The organism is Shuttleworthella sp. MSX8B, from assembly GCF_000524295.1.
Lineage (GTDB): Bacteria > Bacillota > Clostridia > Lachnospirales > Lachnospiraceae > Shuttleworthia > Shuttleworthia satelles.
Genome location: NZ_JAQT01000018.1, coordinates 11526 through 32896 on the forward strand (window position 1 = coordinate 11526; position 21371 = coordinate 32896).

The 21371-nt window shown below is 54.7% G+C and carries 19 protein-coding genes and 1 tRNA gene; 1 reads left to right on the top strand and 19 read right to left on the bottom strand.

From position 1 onward, the window contains the following. Window positions 1–11 precede the first annotated feature (11 nt). The 14 genes from HMPREF1508_RS04870 to HMPREF1508_RS04935 all read right to left on the bottom strand — a co-directional run bounded on the left by HMPREF1508_RS04870 (window position 12) and on the right by HMPREF1508_RS04935 (window position 12769). On the bottom strand, window positions 12–1205 hold the full coding sequence (locus tag HMPREF1508_RS04870; protein ID WP_044959983.1) for a homoserine dehydrogenase: 1194 nt from the start codon (window positions 1203–1205) through the stop codon (window positions 12–14). A gap of 182 nt (window positions 1206–1387) precedes the next feature. Continuing rightward, window positions 1388–1831: an ACT domain-containing protein gene (locus tag HMPREF1508_RS04875; RefSeq protein WP_044959986.1), complete on the bottom strand. Its 444-nt coding sequence runs from the start codon at window positions 1829–1831 to the stop codon at window positions 1388–1390. An 83-nt stretch (window positions 1832–1914) separates the two neighbouring features. Continuing rightward, window positions 1915–3054 carry a peptide chain release factor 2 gene (gene prfB, locus HMPREF1508_RS04880; protein WP_006906636.1) on the bottom strand — a complete coding sequence of 380 codons (1140 nt, stop codon included), beginning with the start codon at window positions 3052–3054 and terminating at the stop codon, window positions 1915–1917. An 80-nt stretch (window positions 3055–3134) separates the two neighbouring features. Further along, a complete protein-coding gene (locus HMPREF1508_RS04885; RefSeq protein WP_049906897.1) occupies window positions 3135–4568 on the bottom strand; it encodes a S41 family peptidase in 1434 nt (477 codons plus the stop codon). 105 nt (window positions 4569–4673) lie between these two features. Then, complete coding sequence (gene ftsX, locus HMPREF1508_RS04890) at window positions 4674–5564, bottom strand: permease-like cell division protein FtsX (protein WP_044959989.1); 891 nt, start codon at window positions 5562–5564, stop codon at window positions 4674–4676. Next, window positions 5557–6243, bottom strand: a complete 687-nt coding sequence (gene ftsE / locus HMPREF1508_RS04895) for a cell division ATP-binding protein FtsE (protein WP_044959992.1) — start codon at window positions 6241–6243, stop codon at window positions 5557–5559. The genes ftsX and ftsE overlap by 8 nt, the downstream gene beginning before the upstream one ends. Further along, window positions 6243–7331: a PucR family transcriptional regulator gene (locus HMPREF1508_RS04900; protein WP_044959995.1), complete on the bottom strand. Its 1089-nt coding sequence runs from the start codon at window positions 7329–7331 to the stop codon at window positions 6243–6245. The genes ftsE and HMPREF1508_RS04900 overlap by 1 nt, the downstream gene beginning before the upstream one ends. A 401-nt stretch (window positions 7332–7732) precedes the next feature. Next, window positions 7733–7987 (bottom strand): hypothetical protein, encoded by a 255-nt coding sequence (locus HMPREF1508_RS04905; RefSeq protein ID WP_242834503.1) that lies wholly within the window; start codon window positions 7985–7987, stop codon window positions 7733–7735. A gap of 142 nt (window positions 7988–8129) precedes the next feature. Then, on the bottom strand, window positions 8130–9356 hold the full coding sequence (locus HMPREF1508_RS04910; protein ID WP_044959998.1) for a C40 family peptidase: 1227 nt from the start codon (window positions 9354–9356) through the stop codon (window positions 8130–8132). A gap of 259 nt (window positions 9357–9615) precedes the next feature. Next, entirely contained in the window at window positions 9616–10458 is an 843-nt protein-coding gene (locus HMPREF1508_RS04915) for a CvfB family protein (protein WP_044960001.1), read from the bottom strand. A gap of 2 nt (window positions 10459–10460) precedes the next feature. Continuing rightward, the gene (locus HMPREF1508_RS04920; RefSeq protein WP_198015568.1) at window positions 10461–11189 is read right to left on the bottom strand and encodes an acyl-[acyl-carrier-protein] thioesterase; all 729 of its coding nucleotides are present in this window, start codon (window positions 11187–11189) and stop codon (window positions 10461–10463) included. 11 nt (window positions 11190–11200) lie between these two features. Further along, window positions 11201–11818 (bottom strand): 5'-deoxynucleotidase, encoded by a 618-nt coding sequence (gene yfbR, locus HMPREF1508_RS04925; RefSeq protein WP_044960005.1) that lies wholly within the window; start codon window positions 11816–11818, stop codon window positions 11201–11203. A gap of 86 nt (window positions 11819–11904) precedes the next feature. Then, window positions 11905–11976 (bottom strand) — tRNA-Gln (locus tag HMPREF1508_RS04930). Window positions 11977–12121: 145 nt separating this feature from the next. Then, a complete protein-coding gene (locus tag HMPREF1508_RS04935; RefSeq protein ID WP_044960007.1) occupies window positions 12122–12769 on the bottom strand; it encodes a YigZ family protein in 648 nt (215 codons plus the stop codon). 187 nt (window positions 12770–12956) lie between these two features. On the opposite strand from HMPREF1508_RS04935, the gene HMPREF1508_RS04940 reads away from it, so the two are divergent. Next, window positions 12957–15548, top strand: a complete 2592-nt coding sequence (locus HMPREF1508_RS04940; protein ID WP_044960009.1) for a transglycosylase domain-containing protein — start codon at window positions 12957–12959, stop codon at window positions 15546–15548. A gap of 75 nt (window positions 15549–15623) precedes the next feature. Here the strand turns inward: HMPREF1508_RS04940 and HMPREF1508_RS04945 are convergent, their stop codons facing one another. From HMPREF1508_RS04945 to whiA, 5 genes are all read right to left on the bottom strand, one after another. Further along, on the bottom strand, window positions 15624–17753 hold the full coding sequence (locus HMPREF1508_RS04945) for a glutamine synthetase III family protein (RefSeq protein WP_044960011.1): 2130 nt from the start codon (window positions 17751–17753) through the stop codon (window positions 15624–15626). Window positions 17754–17926: 173 nt separating this feature from the next. Then, window positions 17927–18790, bottom strand: coding sequence for a class II fructose-1,6-bisphosphate aldolase (gene fba, locus HMPREF1508_RS04950; RefSeq protein WP_044960013.1), 864 nt, complete (start codon window positions 18788–18790; stop codon window positions 17927–17929). A gap of 511 nt (window positions 18791–19301) precedes the next feature. After that, entirely contained in the window at window positions 19302–20207 is a 906-nt protein-coding gene (locus HMPREF1508_RS04955) for a diacylglycerol/lipid kinase family protein (protein ID WP_044960015.1), read from the bottom strand. 1 nt (window position 20208) lies between these two features. Next, on the bottom strand, window positions 20209–20466 hold the full coding sequence (locus HMPREF1508_RS04960; RefSeq protein WP_006906653.1) for an HPr family phosphocarrier protein: 258 nt from the start codon (window positions 20464–20466) through the stop codon (window positions 20209–20211). Window positions 20467–20489: 23 nt separating this feature from the next. Beyond that, on the bottom strand, window positions 20490–21371 hold the full coding sequence (whiA, locus tag HMPREF1508_RS04965; RefSeq protein WP_044960017.1) for a DNA-binding protein WhiA: 882 nt from the start codon (window positions 21369–21371) through the stop codon (window positions 20490–20492).

Sequence of the window (21371 nt, forward strand, 5' to 3'; positions counted from 1 at the left end):
CCGCTACGATTTCACCCCATCCGGATCATAGAGATCAGATCAATCGCCGCCGTCTTCGCCGCAAATTCCTTCTCGCTCATGGGTTCTGTGACAAAGGCGTGCTCCCCATCCTTCTGAGCCTCAATCAAATTGACAGGACCGAAGGTATCCTCAATTAAACTCATAGCGGAGCTGGAGCGGACGAAGAAGCGCTCAACCGTCTCCTGGGGATCACCCAGCGCAAGAGCCTCCGGCTCCCAGTCGATCGGCAGGTTTTTGTCAAGATTCCTGGCAATTTCAACCAGGTCTCCGACAACAGCGGAAGCGGTTGGCAGCTTTCCGGCGCCGGACCCATAGAACATACCGTCTCCCAGCATATTCCCGTGGACAAAGATGGCATTGAAGACACCGTCCACCTTAGAGAGAGGGTGACTGGCGGGCAGCAGATAGGGGGCAACACGAGCGACATAAGTATCTCCTACCTTGCGGCTGGTGGCCAAAAGCTTGATGCTTCTCTTTAAGATTTTGGCATATTTCATATCGGTGGCGCTGATCCCCCGGATTCCCTCCGTCGGAATATCCTGATAGTCCACCTGGCGACCGGCGATCAGGGAAGTCAGTATCGCGATCTTACGGCAGGCGTCATAGCCCTCGATATCCGCCGTGGGATCCTGTTCCGCGAACCCCTTGTCCTGGGCCTCTTTTAAAACCTCATCAAAGTCCGTTCCATTGGCGGACATCTCCGTCATCATGTAGTTGGTCGTCCCGTTGACAATTCCTGTGATCTCCTCGATCACATCTGCGGTCAGACACTCCAGGAGAGGACGGATGACGGGAATTCCGCCGCCAACCGATGCCTCAAAGAGGAAGCTGACCGAGTGCTCTCTGGCGATCCGAATCAGCTCGGCCCCCTTATCCGCGACAAGAGCCTTGTTGGACGTGGCCACATGCTTACCCGCCTCAAGCATAGTCTTGACAAAGGTGAAGGCCGGCTCAACGCCGCCCATGGTCTCGACTACCATATCGACCTCGGGATCTGCGGCGATCTCTTTGTAGTCGCGGACAATCAGCGGCGCGATCTCCGGGTCCTCGAACTCGCGCAGGTCCAGAATATATTTCACATCGATCGGGGAACCGACACGCCTTTCGATCACACGGCGATTGACCTTCAACACCTCATAGACTCCGGAACCAATGGTCCCAAATCCCATAATCGCTGCCTTCATAGATACCTCTTTTCCTATCCTATGACCTCTTTTTCAAGGCCTCGCATATCCTGGCAAAACTGCCCCTGCCACCGCCCGACATCGGCAGAATCTCCGGTGAATCCTGCACCTGCTCCCGCTTACTCCTGTCCCCCGCGCCTGCTGCGCCGGGATACTAGCGCATTGCCCGGAAGCTTGCCTTGCTACTCCCTGGCCAGAATCTTGACATAACCGATGCCCCGGGTCTTCTCAATGGTATTGATCATGTCAGAGAGGTCCAGCGTCTCCGGCAGAACCTCCACACTGAGGGTAATCGAGGCCATATTATTGACCGGAATCGACTGGTGCAGGGTCAGAATATTGGCGTGATACTCGGCTACAATGCGGATGACTGCGGACAAAAGTCCCGGCGCGTCCTCCAGAGAAATCATCATCGTGATGGTCTTGCCCCGGTTGCTCTCATGAAATTTGAAAATATCATCCTTGTACTTGTAGAAGGAGGAGCGGCTGATTCCGACAGAGGCCGTCGCCTCCTGAATGGAGTCGCAGCGACCGGAGTCCAGGAGATCCTTTGCCTGTACCACCTTGAGCAAAACCTCCGGCACCGCCTTCTCCTTAAGAACATAGTATGCTGTCTTATCTGTCATGGATAAACCTCTTATATGCCATTTGCGCTTCGAAAGGCGGCCCTTATGCCTCGCAGGCCCCTCTGATTCAACAGGGAAAACGCTCAGTCCTCTGACATGGCATTTCTATCCGGACAGCCCAGAGAGAGCCAGCGCAGATACGCGTTGATAAAGAGGTTAATGTCCCCGTCCATCACAGCGGAGACATTGCCGGTCTCCTCACCCGTCCGCAGATCTTTGACCATGGTATAGGGCTGGAATACATAGGAGCGGATCTGGTTGCCCCAGGCGATGTCCGTGACCTCTCCCCGGATTCCCTCCGCCTTGGCCTTCTGTTCCTCCATCTTGAGCATATAGAGCTTGGCCTTGAGCATCTGCATGGCCTTATCCTTGTTCATATGCTGCGACCGCTCATTCTGACACTGAACGACAATCCCCGTGGGAAAATGCGTAATCCGAATGGCGGAAGAGGTCTTATTGATGTGCTGGCCGCCGGCGCCCGAAGACCGGTAGGTGTCAATACGGATATCCTCATCCTTGACCTCGACATCCAGATCCTGCTCCAGCTCCGGCATGACATCACAGGATGAGAAGGAGGTCTGGCGCTTGCCGTTGGCGTTGAAGGGGGAAATACGCACCAGCCGGTGAACCCCCTTCTCGCTCTTTAAGTAACCATAGGCGTTCTCACCGTTGACCTGAAAGGTGACCGCCTTGATCCCGGCCTCATCGCCGTCCAGATAGTCCAACTCCTCCACTTCAAAGCCCTGGGCCGCTGCCCAGCGGGTATACATGCGGTAGAGCATGGCTGTCCAGTCGCAGGCCTCCGTCCCGCCGGCGCCGGCGTGCAGGGTGACTATCGCGTTGTTGGCGTCAAACTCTCCGGAGAGCAGGGTCTTGATCCGGACCCTCTCGAAGTCCTCCTTCATCTGGTCCATCATGAGGCGGATCTCTCCCACCATGTCCGCATCATCCTCTTCATTGGCCATATCCATGAGCATTCCGATCTCCTCAATGCTGTTTTTCAGCTTATCGGCGATCTCAACATCGTCCTTTAAGGACTTGAGCTCCTTCATCTTCCTGGCGGATAAATCCGCGTCATTCCAGAAGTCGGGAGCCTCCATCTCGCGATTCAATTCCTCAATCTTCTGGTGCTTGGACTCCAGATCCAGGGCCCTGGTCACTTCTGCCAGGGGCTCTTTATAGCTCTCCAGTTCCTGTCGCATGGGGTCTAATTCAATCAGCATAAGGCGATCCTTCCACCGGCACGGCCGATTCTTATCTCGTGTGATGACAGTGGTAGAGGCCCTTCCCGCATCAGCCGCAATTACTTCAGCTGATCCTGCAGGATCTCAATGGCCCGTCCCACCTCATTGTCCTTCAGTATATCATAGGTCCCTGTATCCGTGGACTTCGTGTCAGAATCCTCCACAGAGACATCCGGCTGGATCCCCTTCTTGTGGATGGACTCCCCATTCGGAGTGTAATAGCTGGAAACGGTGATCTTGACCGCGGATCCGTCCGCCAGCCGCATGGTCTGCTGCACGATCCCCTTGCCAAAGGTCGTCTGTCCGATCAGAGTCCCCTTGTGATAATCGCGGATGGCTCCGGCGAAGATCTCCGCCGCCGAGGCGGAGTCCTTCGATATCAAAACGGCAATCGGTATCTTGAGTTCATCTTTGCCGTCGGTATGATAGTCGGTCCGTTTCCCCTCCTTGTCCACCATATAGACGCTGGTTCCCTCCGGCAGAATATGGTTCAGAATATCTGTGACGGACGTGACCATACCGCCCGGATTATTGCGGACATCAAAGATGACTCCCTTCATCCCCTGTTTCTTCAGATCGTCCATGGCCGCGAGATACTCTTTCAGGGTATTCTCACTGAACTGATCGATACGGACATAGCCGATGCCGTCCGCCGCCATCCGATGGGAGACGCTGGGAATTTCAATTCTGCGGCGGGCAACGGAAAGGGTCTCCTCGCTGCCATCCGCCCGGCGCAGAGTCAGTTCAACCCGACTGTCCGCCTGACCGCGGACCTTGGCGACAATATCCTCCAGAGAGAGATCTGCCGTGCTCTGATCCCCCACCTTCTCGATGATGTCGCCGGAGACCATACCCGCTTCGCTGGCGGGGGACTTATCGTAAACGGTCACGACCTTGATCCTGCCATCCTCCGTCTTCGTCATAGACACCCCGATCCCGACGAAGGATCCCGTCATGGAAGCCATGAGATCCTCATATTCCCTGGCCGTATAGTACTCCGTGTAGGGATCTCCCATGGCCTCCATAATCCCCTTGTACATCCCCTTCTCCATGGCATCCTTGTCAACATCCTGGTAATAGTAGCGCTTGATGATCTTCTCCAGGGCCATCAGCTTGGCATAGCTGGCCGGATTGACCGCAGAGCTCCCCTTGCCGGTCGAGTAGACGCTGATGCCCAGGACCAGAGCCAGGATCAGAAGGGTAGCCAGGGCGCCGGTGAAAATCCCCCTGACGAAGGATCCGCCCTTTTCCTTTCTCGCCTTTCTCCTTGACCCTCTTCCCGCTTTCTCCGGCAGAGCCTTTTTCCCTTCTGTCTCGCCCAAATCGTCAGCTGTCTGCTTCTGTCCTTCTGGCTCGCCCGAATCGATAGATGTCTGCTTCTGTCCTTCCGTCTCCTCTGACGGCGCCTTCAACTCTTCTGTCTCCTCAGGATGATCTGCCATCTGCTTCTGTCCTTCTGTCTCCTCGCTGCTGATCTGCTTCTTCTCTTCCATACTTCGTTTCCTCCTGAGCGCAGAAATACATCCCCCGAGACAAGCGGGCGATGTATTTCCATAACAAATATCCCTGAGACGACAGGTCTTCGCAGACCGGTAGGTTTACACCTTCAAATGTCGTTTTAAGGTCATCCGGCTTCCCAGATACCCGATTCCCACCCCCAGAACCAGGGAGACGGGAACCAAAATGCGAAAAATATTCATGATCGGGATAAAATCCATCATTCCGCTCAGGAAAGAGAATTTGCCGGACACATAGCCGACAATTCCCTGATACATGAAGAAGAGGGCAACCAGAGGAATCAGAGCGCCGAGGAAACCAATGACTACCCCCTCGACGACGAAGGGAGAGCGGATGAACCGGTCCTTGGCCCCAATCAGCTTCATGATGCTGATTTCCTCCTTGCGGACGGAGATTCCGACCGTAATCGTGTTGTTGATCAGGAAAATAGCCACAGCGATCAGAATGGCCACAACGCCCACAGAGACATACTTGAGCAGGCGGTTGAAGTCAGACAGGGTCTTGGCTGCCACCTCTGACTGATTGACCTGCCGGACGCCGTCCACTGTCTTTAAATACTCTACCAGGGAGCCCTGCTCGGAAACGTCATTGAGAAAGACCTGGTAGTTGGAGGAATTGGCCAGAGGGTTATCCTCCTTGAAACCGTCCGCCAGGTTTTCATTGTTCTTGAAGTAATTCTGCTTAAAGGAGTTCCAGGCCTCATCCGCGGAGACATAGCGGTAATTCTTCACCTCCGGTCTGGCCTTGATCGCGTCCCCGATGGCATCCACCTGTTCCTGACTGATCCCGTCCACGAAGAAAACAGTGACTGCCACGCCCTGCTCCGCCTCCTTGACCATCTGTGAGAAATTGGTCACCAGGGAATAAAAGACCCCGAAGAGGAAGATGGTGGCCGCCATCGTCGCGATGGAAGCTAAAGAGAACATCTTGTTGTGCCAGATATTTCGAAAACCCTGCTTAATATTATACATGCTTTAGACTCGTCTCTCCTTCCACGTCGCTGACCAGACAGCCGCGCTTAATCGTGATGACGCGCTTTTTCATAGCCTTGACGATCTCGATATTATGGGTTACGACGACAACCGTCGTCCCGTCCTGATTGATCTTCTCCAGAAGCTGCATTACCTCCCAGGCATTCTTATTGTCCAGATTACCTGTGGGCTCGTCAGCCAGAATCAATTTGGGACTGTTGACAATCGCGCGGGCAATCGCCACTCGCTGCTGCTCTCCGCCGGAGAGCTGGCGGGGAAGGGACTTGTACTTGGACGCCAGGCCCACCAGAGTCAGAACCATGGGGACTCTTCTCTGGATATCCCGCTTCCTGGACTCGGTAACACGCATGGCAAATGCCACATTTTCATATACATTGCGGTCCGGCAGCAGGCGGAAGTTCTGAAAAATGGTGCCGATCCGGCGGCGGAACATTGGCACCTGGCGATGCCGCATCTTATTCAGGTTCTGCCCGCCCACCATAATGGTTCCCTTGCTGGCTTTCAATTCATTCAGCATGAGCTTGATCAGGGTGGATTTACCGGATCCGGACGCGCCGGTAATAAAGACGAACTCTCCCGGCTCAATATGCAGACTGATATCATCCAGAGCCGGAATGCCGGCCTCATAGGTCTTACTCACATGTTCTAAGCTGATCATTAGTAGTTCTGCTCCTCCATATACTTCATATACTTTACTACCATCAGAGCAATCTTGAAGGTGATCGCGTCCGAGAAGACGCGAAGATCAAGTCCTGTTGCCTTCTCCAGCTTATCCAGCCGGTAAACCAGCGTATTGCGGTGAATATAGAGCTGGCGGGAAGTCTCGGACACATTCAGGCTGTTCTCGAAGAATTTATTGATTGTGACAATCGTCTCCTCATCGAAATCCTCCGGGGACTTATTGGCAAATATCTCCCGGATAAACATCTTGCAGAGAGGAATGGGGAGCTGATAAATCAGCCGGCCGATTCCCAGCTTGGAATAGGCGATCACCTGGTGGTCTTCAAAGAAGATCTTTCCGACATCAAGGGCCATCCCGGCCTCCTTGTAGGAGCGGGACGCGTCCTTGAGCTCTCCGACAATGGTTCCGTAGGAGACCCGGATCTGCTTGTCCATGCGATCCTTAAAGGAATCAATGATCACCTCCGCGGACCGCTCCACGTCGGCGTAGCCCTCATCATCCGCAAGCTCCTTGAGAACCACCACATTGCGCTCATCCACAGCCGTAACAAAATCCCTGCTCCGGCCGGAGAAGACAGACCGAACCCGATCCAGCTCATCTCCCTCTTCACTGCCCGCAGTCTCAACAACCATGACGACGCGCCGGGCGTTGGTCTCAATGTGCAGCTTCTTGGATCGATTGTAAATGTCAACTAAAAGAAGGTTATCCAAGAGCAGGTTCTTGATGAAGTTGTCCTTGTCAAAGCGCTCCTTATAGGCCACCATCAGCTCCTGGATCTGGAAGCTGGCCATCCTGCCGATCATAAAGACAGACTCATCGTCACCCTGCAGGATGACAATGAACTCCAGATGCTGGTCATCAAAAACCTTAAAAAAATGGCAGCCCAGAGCGATCTGGCTCTCCGCGGGGGATGCCGCGAATTCTCTGGCCGCGGGGACATAGTCCTCCACCTCCGGAAAGGTCGTCGCCAGAATGCTCCCCTCCGCGTCAATCACGGCCAGACTGTGCTTGCTGATGTGATGCAGGCCATCGATGGTATTCTGCAGGATTTGATTTGAAATCATCTCATTCTCCCTCCGCGCCTGTACAAAGTGTACAAGTGAAGCCGCCATTTTTATGCTGATTGCATATACTCATTCCAAGTCTAATACAAAGTGCGCAGATTGGAAAGAAGATTTTCTCTCTTTCTTATGCATATTTACTGGTATTTGGGGACTCTCTGACTCGCAAGCGCTTTTTTGCTTTCAAGTCAAGTCCAAACTCCCAAAAGTCGATTTTTCGCCCTCTTACACAAAACATCCGTTTGCTTTTCGCCCCACAAAGGACTCGTTTCCGAGCCCCTCAAATGTGGATAATGTGGATAAGTCCGTGTATAAGTCCATTTTTCGGGCTTTTGGAGATCCCTTCCTGTGGATAATTTTCCTCTCTCCGGGAAGGTCGGTCTTTTCCTTTCCGGGAGGTTGAATCAATTCTTGTGCAGGCTGATGATTTGCAGTTTGTCCCCCGTTCCCGCTTGACAGATTGCGTGCAATCTCACTTCAAACAAGATCAGAGATTCTCCCACGTATTCGATCGTCTCCTTGCAGCCCGGAACCTTAGCAATCAACTGATCGGCGAAACCAAAAATGGTTTTTGTGCTTTTTTGCGCGATCCCCTTCGCTTTGACATATTCATTTCCGGAGGAAGGAATCGTGATAAAAGCCACCTGGGAATTTGCCATGTCCCTCAGAAACAAAAAAGGGGCCGTGGAATAAGGAAGGTCCGGCTGCCCCATCCGCAGTTGCGTTGACTCTTACATCGAATCCGCATCTGCGACATGGGGCAAGCCGCTTTCACATACTCCACAGCCCCTCAGCGTTTTCTTATAAAACGCGGCGAACAGCCAGAATCGGCGCGTAGTTCGCATTGATATAGGTGATTCCCTTGCTGGGATTTAAGGCGTTGATAATCTTACCGCCGCCGGCATAGATGCCGACATGGCCGCTGTAGCATACAATGTCGCCCACCTGCATATCAGAAGTGGACACCGCGCGTCCCACGCTCCTGTCGGCGGAAGAAGAATGAGGAAGGCTGATTCCAAAGTGCTTGTAGACGGAGAGCACGAAGCCGGAGCAATCCGCACCAGACGTCAGGCTGGTGCCTCCCCATACATAGGGGTTCCCGACGAACTGAGCCGCATAGGCGACAACAGCCGCTCCACTGGCAGAAGCCTCAGACTCGCTTGAGACAGAGGTCTGCGCCTGGCTGCTGCTGGCTGCAGTCGTGGTCCTCTGGCTTGTCCCTCTTCTGACGGATGTCTTCCTGGAAGCTGCCTCGGCAGCCTTCTGAGCCGCCTCCTGTTCAGCCTTCTGTCTGGTGACCGCCGCCTCGACCGTCTCTCCGTAGTTGTAATGGGTGTCAACGTCTACATAGTCATTGGAGACGAATCCCTCTGTGTCCTTACCGTCCACACTGGCGCGAACCTTGATCCAGCCATCTGCCTGCTTGGAGAGATCAATGCCGGTCACTACCGTGTCCTTGGCGAATCCGGACAGGATGTCCGCGTCCAGGCTGGCGTCCGCGCGCAGGCGCAGGCCGTTCTCCCTGACCTTGACATCCGTCGTCTGGGCATTCTTGCAGGTCTGCTCATCTCCCACCGTAATGCCATCGGCCTTCACATAGCCGTTGACGTCGCCGGAGCTGATATGAAGCCAGCCATTCTCCTCCGCGTCAACTGTCATCGCGTTGTTATTGTAGAGATAACCGACCAGGCGGGCATTGTCGTCAGCGCTCTCCCTGACGTTGATCGCAGAATCCGTATGAGCGATTCCAACCTTGGAATATAAGGTCTTGTTCACCGCGGAACTGGCAACCATATCTGTCTGGTTACTGCTGACCGTCGCCTCCGTAGACATAGAAAGCATGCTCATCAGGGAGGCAGACACACCAGACAGGCTTCCCTGGCCAGACTCCTTGCTGGTCTCCAGAGCCTGATCTACCGTCGTATCCTGCAAAGTCGCCGCCTGGGATGGGAGTCCCGCACCGGCAACGATTGCGGAGCCTGCAGCGACAATTGCCATTGTCTTCACTGTTTTACGATTTGCATTCATCTATACAACCTCACTTTAGGCTATCTTCATCTGTTACGATATGACTGCTATAAATATTACATTTATATTACGCACGAGTTTTATTATAGAGACCTGCCCTCCGCCTGTCAAGTTCAGGCCACGCTCTTGCGATCCCACTTTTCTTTCACCGAAGATGCCCACAATTCTAAGGATTTTACGGGAAAATGCCTCCTCATCACTTCGACATTATCCTCTTGTTTTGTGTGAACTATTTGTGAACTTGACCATGAAGGAATTGTTACAATTTTTCTGTCCGTCGGATTTTCCCATCCTCGATACTGACTCTTCCCTCTTTGTAGAGATGTCCGACCGCCCTCTTGAAGGCATTTTTCGAGAGACCTGTCTCCCGTCGAATCACTTCAGAGGAGGCCTTCTCCGTAAAGGGCAGGACACCCGCGTAGGATTCCAACAGCTGTAGAATCGCCTCGGCGTCCTCGCCAATGGTCTCGTAGGACTTGCCCCGGATCGAGACGTCCAGTTTACCATCTCTTTTGACCCCGGTCACCCGGCAGCTGATCTGATCCCCGATTCGCAGCTGCCTCGCGTCCTCATGGCGGGGGATCATCGCGGAATAGATATCGTCAACCGCAACAAAGGTGCCGAAATCACGGCTGAATTCGTAGACTCTGGCCCTGACTTCATCTCCCGCCTGATAGGGGGAATCCGAGCGCAGCATGGGATAGATCTCCTTCATGGAGGCGGCCAGCCGCTGGGACTTGTCCACATAGACGCGGGCCAGGATCTGGTCTCCCGCCTCCACCCTGCCCAGCATCTGTCGGTAGGGCAGCAGCAGATCCTTCTCCAGACCCCAGTCTAAGAAAGCGCCGATCTTCGTCAGCTCCTTAACCTTCATAGGAGCGAACTGACCCACCATGGCCAGCGGTCTGGCCATAGTCGCGATCAGTCGGTCGCTGGAGTCTTTATATAAGAAGACATCCAGCGAATCTCCCTGCCCAATCCCCTGAGGAACCTGCTTGGCGGGCAGAAGAACCCGCTCCTGATCCTTCGTCCCCTCCGCCAGATAGGCTCCGAAATCCACCAGCTTGACCAGAGTCAGCCGGTTCACCTTTCCCAATTCCATCTTCATTTCTCCTCTCTGCGGCTAAACTCAACCAGGCAGTAAACCTCTCCCTGCGGGGACGTCATCAGGGCCTGGATCTTATTTTCCCTTTTCTCCTGCCCCGGCTCACAGCTCATCTTTAACTGCAGCAGGTCTCCCCGCATCGCCTGTTTCTTGTATTCCACCCGGATCAAACCGATCGCGTAATCCGCCGGCAGTTCTTTCCAGGCCGCCGCCACGAAATGGGTGTTGTTCATGTGACCGTTGCTGTCCAGCTGTAGGGAGTTTACAGCGAATTCATAGCGCTCGAAAAAATGCTCCATCGGCCGGATCTTCCGGGAGGGCCAGGGATAATCGATGGCTGGCTCCTGTCCGTAATCTCTGATCATTTTGTCCGGAATCCGGGATGGAAGCATGCGCCGCAGGTCCATATATACCCAGATGCTGTTGACCCGGGCGTAGATGCTGCCGTCCTCGCGGACAAGCAGCATATTGCGCATGCCAAACATGCCCCGAAAGCGATATCCCCAGGTCTTAAGGGTCAGGCGATCCCCGATATAGGGCGTACTGCCTTCCAGCGCAAGCTGATAATCTGTGACAAACCAGCCGCAGCCGACCCGCTTCAGATAGCGGATATCATAGCCCAGATCCTGGGAGTGGAAGGTGGCTGCATCCTGCAGGAGATCAAAAAGGGCGGGCAAGGTCAGATACCCGTCCTGGTCCACCTGCGAGTAGCGGATTCTTACACTCATCTCATACATAATCAGTCTCTCCCCAGAAGCTGGTCTAAGGTCTTTCCATAGGAGGGCAGGAAAACATCTACGAAGTCAGCAACCTCGGGATATTCCGCGGCCATCCCCTGAACCGCTGTCCAGATGGACTCTTTGGCCGTTCGAAACTCCCGGTTGCCGGCCTCTTCCTCCTCCATGCACTTGATCAAAGCGGAGAGCTTGTCCGCCGCCTTCACCAGCTTTCTCATATAGATCTCCTCGGCATCATCGCCGCCGAAGAAGAGATCCTCATAGTCCTCCCGCAGGTCCTCAGGGAGAAGGTCAAGCAGTCTTTGCTCTGCTCTGATCTCTACACCCTTATAGGCGTTCAGGATCTGCTCATCTCCGTACTTGACCGGCGTGGGCATATCCCCGGTAATAATCTCGGACGCGTCATGGTAGAGGCCGACCAGGGCCGCTCTCTCGGCATCGACATGATGGCCGTGACGGCGATTGGCCAGGACACAGAGAGCATGAGCGATGACAGCCACATCCAGGCTGTGCTCGCTTAAGGTCTCCTCGCGGGCATTTCTCATGAGCGCCCAGCGCTCAATATATTTCATTCGGGACAGGGTCGCAAAAAAATGAGACTCTTTCTTCTTTGACTCCATACGGCACCTCCTCACTTCCTTATCACGCACGGATGCTTTCAGCGAAAAGACCCCGCCGATGCAGATCGACGAGGTCTTCCATAGAGCTGGCCCACAAGGATTCGAACCTTGAAATGACGGAGTCAGAGTCCGCTGCCTTACCGTTTGGCTATGGGCCAATGTCTGAGCGCTTGAAAACTCAACAATGGATATATTACCCAAGAGCCCTGCGGAAGTCAAGCGGGAATTTTCAGTGGACAGTTGACAGCGGAGACCTTCAGTGAATTTTCCGCGGACAGCAGTAGCGGGTTGCGCCTCTCAGCCTTATTTCTGCGCGTCCAGAACCAGCTCCCCATCCACGATCCCGTAGCTGATGGAGTCGCCCTCCTGCATCCGGGCCTGTCCGCCCGTCATATCCCGGATCTGATCCTCCAGGTCCCGCAGGCCTGCCGGGTCTGTCAGCAGTTCAAGCTCCACGGCCTGGGCGAAGACCTGAGACAGAAGGGGGAGGGACTTCTCTGCGATCAGATGCTCGATCCGTCCGTAATCGCTGTATCCGAGAGACAGTCGAAGGGGAATCCCCTCCTTCTTCTCCATGAGACGGCTGGCTTCCAGTCCCGCCTTCGACGCGTCCGTATAGGCTCGCACCAGGCCTCCCGTGCCGAGCAGCGTCCCGCCGAAATAGCGGGTGACTACCAGACAGACATCGGTCACTTCCCGCGAGATCAAAAAATCCAGCATAGGCCGTCCCGCCGTCTGCGCCGGTTCTCCGTCATCAGAGCAGTGCATGAGCGGATTGGGGTCTCCGATGATATAAGCGGAGCAATTATGCCTGGCGTCCCAGTATTGCCTCTTCATATCGGCGATGAAGGCCTGTGCCTCTCCGACGGAGCTTGCGGGAGCCACATGCGCGATAAAGCGAGATTTCTTTCGCTCAATTTCCGCCTGGCCGCCCTGGTAAATAACCTTCATAAGATCATTTTCTTTCTGATATAATGTGATTACATGGTCAAAAGGCAGTCTCCACAGATGGCTTCCTCTCAAGTGAAGGCATGACCTTATGACATCCGCATCGCAGTGTAGCAACAATGAACTTTGTTCATCATAGCAGGGGGGGATATCGTCTGACAAGGCATTTGCCTCTCCATGAGGTGACTCAATGAATTACGGCAAGGATAAAACTTCTGCCCGCGTCCGTCAGATCTCTCAGAGAAAAGGTCGTGTCGGCCATCACTTTTTGCTGGTCTTTAGCCGCACGATCTTAATCAGCCTTCTGGTCCTGCTGGTCATTGCCGGCCTGGGCGGCGTCATCTATATCCGGCACCTGATTCAGAAGCTGCCCGACACAGCCTCTGTCAATATCAGCCCCAGTGGATTCAAGTCTGTCATTTTAGACCAGGAAGGGCATGAGCTGGACAGCCTTGCCGCGTCCGGCGCCAACCGTACCTATGTGACGATCGACAAAATCCCTGATTCTGTTCAGAAGGCCTTTATCGCCATTGAGGACGAGCGCTTCTACAGCCACCACGGCGTTGATTACCAGGGCCTCATGCGCGCTCTTGTCACCGGCCTTCTCTCCGGCGGTTCCAAAATGCAGGGGGCTTCGACCATCACTCAGCAGCTGCTGAAGAATAACTACTTCACCGGTTGGACGGCAGAGCAGTCCCTCAAGGCTAAGTTTGACCGCAAGATCCAGGAGCAGGTTCTGGCCACCCGGATTGAACAGGTCACCAGCAAAGACATCATCCTGGAGAACTACCTCAACACCATCAACCTGGGTCAGAGTACGCTCGGCGTCGAGGCGGCCAGCCAGCGCTATTTCGGCAAGTCGGTCTCCGACCTGAATCTGTCCGAGAGCGCGGTTCTCGCGGCGACTACCAAGAATCCGACCCGCTATAATCCGATCACGAATCCCGATCAGAATGCCGGCCGCCGCAAGCTGGTGCTCAACTACATGCTAAAGGATCATTTCATCGACGACGCCGCTTACAAAGCAGCCCTGGAGGATGACGTCTATCCCCGGATCGCTGCGAACAACGAGGCGGCATCCGCCTCCCGGACGGTCAGCTCCTATTTCACAGACGCTCTGACCGATCAGGTGATTCAGGATCTAGTCGACCAGGCCCACTACTCCGAGGCGGAGGCTTACAAGATGCTCTACAGCGGGGGCCTGACCATTTACTCCACCCAGGACGCGCAGATCCAGAAAATTGCCGATGAAGAGGTCAACGAGGCCTCCAACTACTCCGGCAAGCCCAAGTACTCTTTTTCCTACCGTCTCACGGTGACCAAGGCCGACAAGAGTAACCAGAATTACTCAGATCAGACCATGCTCTCCTATTACCGGTCCTCCAATCCCAATTACAATCTTCTCTTTGCCAATCAGGAGGCTGCCCAGGCCGCCATTGACCAGTATAAAAAGGACATCATGGAGGAGGGAGACAGCGTTGCCGAGGGCAATGAGAAGATCACCTTCACCCTCCAGCCCCAGGTTGCCGTCACTGTCATGGACCAGTCCGATGGCAGGGTCCTGGTTCTGGTGGGCGGCCGCGGCGACAAGACAGGCAGCAAGACCCTCAATCGCGCCAGCAAGGTGACCCGGCAGCCCGGTTCTACCTTCAAGATCCTCGCCGCCTATGCGCCGGCCCTGGACGCTGCCGGCAAGACTCTGGCCACGGTACAGGATGACGCCCCCTACAAATATAAGAACGGCTCTTCTCTGCAGAACGCCGACCGGACCTACCGGGGCATGACCACATACCGAGAGGCCATCGTGCAGTCCATCAATATCGTGACGGTCAAGGCGCTGACCGAGATCGGAACCGATCTGGGCTTCCAGTACATCAAGAAATTTGGCTTCAGCACCATCTCCGATAAGGATAACACCCAGGCTCTGGCCATCGGCGGCATCACTTACGGAGTCACCAACATGGAGCTGACCGCCGCCTACGCCGCCATCGCCAACAAGGGCTCCTACATCCGTCCCCACCTCTACAGCAAGGTCCTAGACCGGGACGGCAAGGTCCTCCTCTCTCAGGAGACGCCCAACCCCCAGCAGGTCATCAAACCGACCACCGCCTGGCTTCTGACCAATGCCATGCAGGACGTCATGACCAGAGGCACCGGAGAGGACGCCAATATCAAGGGCATCACCCTGGCAGGCAAAACCGGCACGACCAATGATGAGCGCGACTATCTCATGGAGGGCTACTCCGGCTACTACACCGTCGGACTCTGGGGCGGTTACGATGACAACTCCCCCCAGACTTCCTCCGCCTACAGCAAGAAGATCTGGAAAAGGATTATGTCTCGCATTCACGAGGGCAAGTCTGATCGAAGCTTCGATATGCCCCAGGGAATCACACAGGCCTCCGTCTGCTCTGTCTCCGGAAAGCTTCCTCTTCCCAGTATCTGCAACGCTGACCCCAGAGGAAGCAAGATCATCAAGGAGTATTTCGCTGAGGGGACGGTTCCCACGGACTACTGCGACCGTCACGTCAAGGTCGATATCGACATCCGCACCGGCAAAATCGCGGCCTCTGGAACCCCTGCCGATCAAATTGTCAGCGGCATCTTCATCAAGAACGGCTCAGCCCATACCCCTGACGCGGCCTATGCCATCTCCTCCGCCGCCTTAGACGGAACTGCTCCCTCACCCAAGTTCCAGTTCGAGATGCCCGCGCAGTCTGACACGCAGACAGAGGAAGGCCAGGCTTCCTCTTCCGGCGGAGAAGGAAGCCCGGCCCCCTGATTCAATTCTTGTCAAATCTGTCGCCAGAACACTTTATCCCGCGGGAATGCAGGGCGCAGTGCCCCTGTGACTGCCTTACACCTCGAAAATCAGATCCCCATAGGAGGGCATAGGCCAGAGATCCTTGTCTACGATCATCTCCAGTTCATCGACGGGTTGGCGCAGGGCATCCATCCTGGCCATCACCGTCTTATGAAAGTACTGGGCCCGTTTCTCGCTGCCCCTCTGCTGATCGGCGTCAGCGACGGCCTTCTCAAGGGCCCGCAGCGCCTTCTGCGTCTTGGCCAGGAGCTTGGACGTATTCTTGAGAATCGTGCTCTGGACGGAGGTATCCGCCTCCGGACAGGCGGATGACACCTGATTGATGGAATCCGCCAGCCTGGTCGAGTAACGGATCACCGCGGGAACAATGGACTTGGAGGCGACATCGACCATGGTCTTGGCCTCAATGTTGATCTCCTTGGCATACTGGTCGTATTCAATCTCAACCCGGCTGTTGAGCTCCTCACGGGTGAATACGTGGAAGCGCTCAAAGAGCGCAACCGTCGTTTCGCTTGCCAGGGCCGGAATGGCGTCAACCATAGATCTGATGTCTGCCAGTCCGCGGCGGGCTGCTTCTTTCCTCCACTCCTCAGAATATCCGTTGCCGTCAAAGACAATGCGCTGATGCTGGGTCATCAAATCCTTGATGATCTTCTGAATCGTGGCGTCCCTGTCCTTTGCCTTCTCCAGCTCGTCGCAGACATCCGCAAACTGTTCCGCGACAATGGTGTTTAAGACGACATTGGCCTCGCCGATGGAATCCTGTGAGCCGCACATGCGGAACTCAAACTTGTTGCCCGTAAAGGCAAAAGGAGAGGTGCGATTGCGGTCTGTCACGTCCTTGGCAAAGTCCGGGATAGACTTCACACCGGTCTGCAGCTTGGCTCCCTTCTTGGAGTGGGTCGCCTCCCCCTTATCCAAAACCTGCTCCATCACATCCGCCAGCTGATCTCCAAGGAAGACGGAAATCACACAGGGGGGAGCCTCATTGCCTCCCAGGCGATGATCATTGCCGATGTCGGCCGCGGACTCGCGAAGAAGATCCGCGTGTTTGTCGACAGCTGCCAGGATGCAGGCCAGAGACAGAAGGAAGAGGGTGTTCTCGTGGGGTCTCTTCCCGGGATCGATCAGATTGATCCCGTCATCCGTCACCAGAGACCAGTTGTTGTGCTTACCGGATCCATTGACTCCGGCGAAGGGCTTCTCATGCAGCAGGCACTGCAGCTTGTGACGGACGGCGACCTTCTTTAAGGTCTCCATCACCAGATGGTTCTGGTCAACCGCCACATTGCACTCCCCGTAAATGGGCGCCAGTTCATGCTGGGCCGGCGCCACCTCATTGTGCTGGGTCTTGGAGGGAACGCCCAGCTTCCAGAGCTCCTCGTTGACATCCTTCATGAAGGACTCGATGCGCTCCGGAATGGCGCCAAAGTAATGGTCGTCCATCTCCTGTCCCTTGGGGGGCATGGCTCCAAAGAGCGTGCGTCCGGTATAGATCAGATCCTTGCGCTTCAGATAATTATCGCGGTCAACCAGAAAATACTCCTGCTCAGCGCCCACAGAGGGAATGACCTTCTTGGAGCTGGTATTGCCAAGAAGACGAAGCAGGCGAAGGGCCTGCTCATTGATCGCTTCCATGGATCGCAGCAGGGGGGTCTTCTGGTCTAAAGCCTCTCCGGTATAGGCACAAAAGGCAGTGGGGATGCAGAGTGTCGCGCCGGCGGCGTCCTGGCGGACAAAGGCATTGGACGTGCAATCCCAGGCAGTATAGCCTCTCGCCTCAAAGGTAGCGCGCAGCCCGCCGGAGGGGAAGGAAGACGCGTCAGGCTCACCCTTGATCAGCTCCTTGCCCGAGAAGGACATGAGGACCTTGCCATTGGACATGGGAGCAGTGATGAAGGAATCGTGTTTTTCCGCGCTGACGCCATTCAGAGGCTGAAACCAGTGCGTGTAGTGGGTCGCCCCCTTTTCAATGGCCCATTCCTTCATCTCATGCGCAACCACATCCGCAGTCTCAATATCGAGATCTCTGCCCTCACGAATGGTCTGCTTGAGCTTCTGGTAGGTCTTCTTTGGAAGACGTTCACGCATCACAGTGTCATTAAATACATTCTCGCCAAATATATCTGTGACACTGCAGTATGTCGTCTCTTTGTTATCCATGCGATTTCCTCCTGTCGGACTAAGCTTTTTTCTGCAATGAGATGCGCGCTCCGCGAACATCCCCCTGTCATAAAAGGTAAAAGGGGCCATTCCGAAAACCGTACGGAACGCCCCTTTGCGTTAAAAACCAGCGGCACGCCATTGCGCCATGAACTTATGCTTCCGCGCGAACGTCACGCCTTGCCCACGCAGCCGAAGACTTCACTTCTCTCACGGCAGACCTTCTTGATGGCCTCAGCGCCGGGAGCCAGAAGCTTACGGGGATCAAAGCCCTTGCCCTGCTTATCCTTGCCCTGCTCGATGTACTCACGAGTCGCGGCGGCAAATGCCCACTGGCACTCAGAATTCACATTCACCTTGGCGACGCCCATGGAGACAGCCTTGCGAACCTGGTCATCGGGAATCCCGGAACCGCCGTGGAGAACTAAGGGCATATCACCGGTCTTGGCCTTGATTGCCTCAAGGACATCAAACTGAAGGCCTGCCCAGTTTGCTGGATAAGCCCCATGAATATTGCCGATTCCGGCAGCCAGCATATCAACGCCCAGGTCTGCAATGATCTTGCACTCCTCGGGATCCGCGCACTCTCCGGTGGAGATGACGCCGTCTTCCTCACCGCCGATACCTCCGACCTCACACTCGATGGAGAGCCCCAGCTTATGGGCGACCGCAACCAGCTCCTTCGCCTTGGCCAGATTCTCCTCGAAGGGAAGAGAGGATCCGTCAAACATGATCGATGTAAATCCCGCCTTGATACACTCGTAAGCCGCGTCATAATTGCCATGATCCAAATGAAGGGCAACGGGAACCGTGATTCCGAGAGAATCATGCATCGCGTAGACCATAGCCGCTACCGTCTTGTAGCCGCCCATGTACTTGCCCGCGCCCATGGATACGCCCAGGATAACAGGAACCTTGAGTTCCTCGCAGACTGTGAGAATGGACTTGGTCCACTCCAGATTATTGATGTTGAACTGAGGTACTGCGTAATGACCCGCAACGGCCTTCTCCAGCATCTCCTTGGCTGATACAATCATAAATTCCTCCGTTCTTGTCTGTCACAATGACCTTGAAAACGAACTTCGATCCGCCGAAAAACGCATCGGCTGTATCTGCCCGTATTATAGAACAAGGTACTAGCTCAGGCAAGTTACATTTCAGAGAAAAGAGGGTGCGGCTGGCATCCGTCCTGTCCTTTCTCCGCCCTGAATAAACCCTCTCGTCAAAGGCCCTGCTTCCCGATTCCGCTCTCGTCAAAGGTCCTGTTCCCCAGTTCCGCTTAGCCCAGCGAAAATACCCTGCCCGGATATCGGACAGGGTATTTTCTGCATCTATTAAGTTACAAAGGAGTTCTCTTATGTATCTAACAGGTTAGATTTATGGGAGTTTATCGTTGGCATACGATATATTTGATACATAAAGGAACCAACAGGATGGTTAGGTTTCCCTAACTGATGTATATGTTAGCTTTCACTAACCATTTTGTCAATAGCTTTTTGCATCTTTTTTAAAATTATTTTTCTAAGAATTTTTGACCTGTTGAGGCCCTCAGCCGGAGGACTTTTCCCTCAGCATGATTTGCAGAGACCTGGGCAGGTTCTCGACCACGGACTCCTTGAACTGACCTCCGAACTCTCCGTCCAGGGTCCAGGAGATGGGCTGTCCACAGCTGAAACGGATCCGGCTGCTCTTAAAGGCGTAAATCATACGACTCTGCTTCACTCTGCCCGTCAGATAGGAGATAATCTCGTTTAACTCTCTCGGATGCCTGGGCCGCCGCACCAGGACAACCTCAAATTCACCGTCATCCAGATCGACCGGACCATTGATCAGTCCGCGGAAGCCTCCGATGGAAATAGAATTTGTCACCATTCCATAGATAAATTCATCGAAAATGCGATTGCCGTCGTATTCCACCTGGACAAAGTAAGACGGCACATCCACCATCTGCCGCATCCCCTCCAGAACATAGGCGGCATGTCCGAAGATGTTTTTCATCTCCTGGCTGGTCTGATAAGAGGCCTCTGTAAAGAGTCCGAAGGCAGCCACATAGACGAAGTAGCCATCGTTGAACTTGCCGATATCACAGGCAAAGGGACGTCCTGTGACAGCAATCCTGGCATTCTCCACCATATCCTGCGAGAGCTGCAGAGAAGCCGCGAAATCATTGCTGGTCCCGGCGGGAATATATCCCACTGGCACCTGATGCCCGCCGCGCATGAGACCGGATACCACTTCGTCCAGGGTCCCGTCTCCGCCGGAGCAGACGAGCAGATCCTTGTCGCCTCCCTCTGCAAGGGCCTTGACCTCCGCGTCTCCCTGACACTGCGTTGCATAGATGCTGACCTCATAGCCTCTCTTGCACATGACATCGACGATATCCGTCAGACTGCCGCGAATGCGCTCCCTGCCGGAGTGCGGGTTGAAAATAAAGAGCAGTTTCTTTCCGCCCAACTCAGGTCCTTTCACTGAGGAAGTCCTCTAACTGCTGAACCGCCTCAAGCTCGTCATCCCCGTCAGCGGCAATGGTAACCTGCGCGCCGCTGGTCAAAACCAGGCTCATCATTCCCATGATTGACTTGGCGTTGACCTTCTTGTTCCCATCCATCTCAAAGTAGATGGAGCTGGTGAACTGGTTGGCCAGCTGCACAAGATGGGCAATCGGTGTCGCCTCCATACTGCGGGGCATTGATACAACTACTTCCTTACGCATAAAAACAAATCCTCAAATGCTCTTTACCGCAGATCCTCTGCGATTTCACTGATCCGGCGCAATCTGTGATTCACACCCGATTTTCCCACCGGCGGATCCAGAAGAGCCCCCAGATCCTTGAGCGTCATGTCCGGATGTTCCAGACGAACCAGGGCAATCTCCTGCAGATTCCTGGGCAGGTGCTCTAAGCCCATGCGATCACGTATCAGGGCGATATCCGCCGTCTGACGAACGGCAGCATGGACCGTCTTGCCGATATTGGCCGTCTCGCAGTTGACCTGGCGGTTGATCCCGTTGCGCATCTCCTTGACAATGCGGGCGTTCTCGTAGGTCATGTAGGCCAGGGGAGCTCCCATATAACCCAGCATGGTGACAATCTGTTCACCCTCCTTCAGATAGACCACCCAGTGTCCCTTGCGGGCGATGATCCTGGCATCCAGATTCAGTGAAAGCATACTCTGCGCGAGCTGGCGGGCTCTGTCCTGGCTTCTGCAGACGATCTCAAGGTGATAGGCCTTATTGGGGTCACTGACCGAGCCTGCACAGAGAAAAGCCGCCGCGAGAAAAGACTTTTTGCAGCACTCCCTCTGAAGCAGGAGGGGGTCGACCCTCTCCATCCGAATCCGCTGTCCGTCATACATCTTCAGCGCGGTCAGCAGGTCTAAGATTTCCTCCCCGGTCATCACTTTTGCGCCAGTATTCATATTACCCAGTTTGGCAATAATTGTAAAGAAAAGGGATCGAATCGTCTCGTTCTCCAAGAGGAAGGTCAGGCGGACCTGATCCCCGCTGATCTGAACCTCTCCCTCCATCATGAGCATGGCCGCGGCCATGGCCATGCGGTCATGTCTGGTCCTGGGAATATGGCGGATCAACTCCGCCTTGGTCTCGGATGCAAATGACAT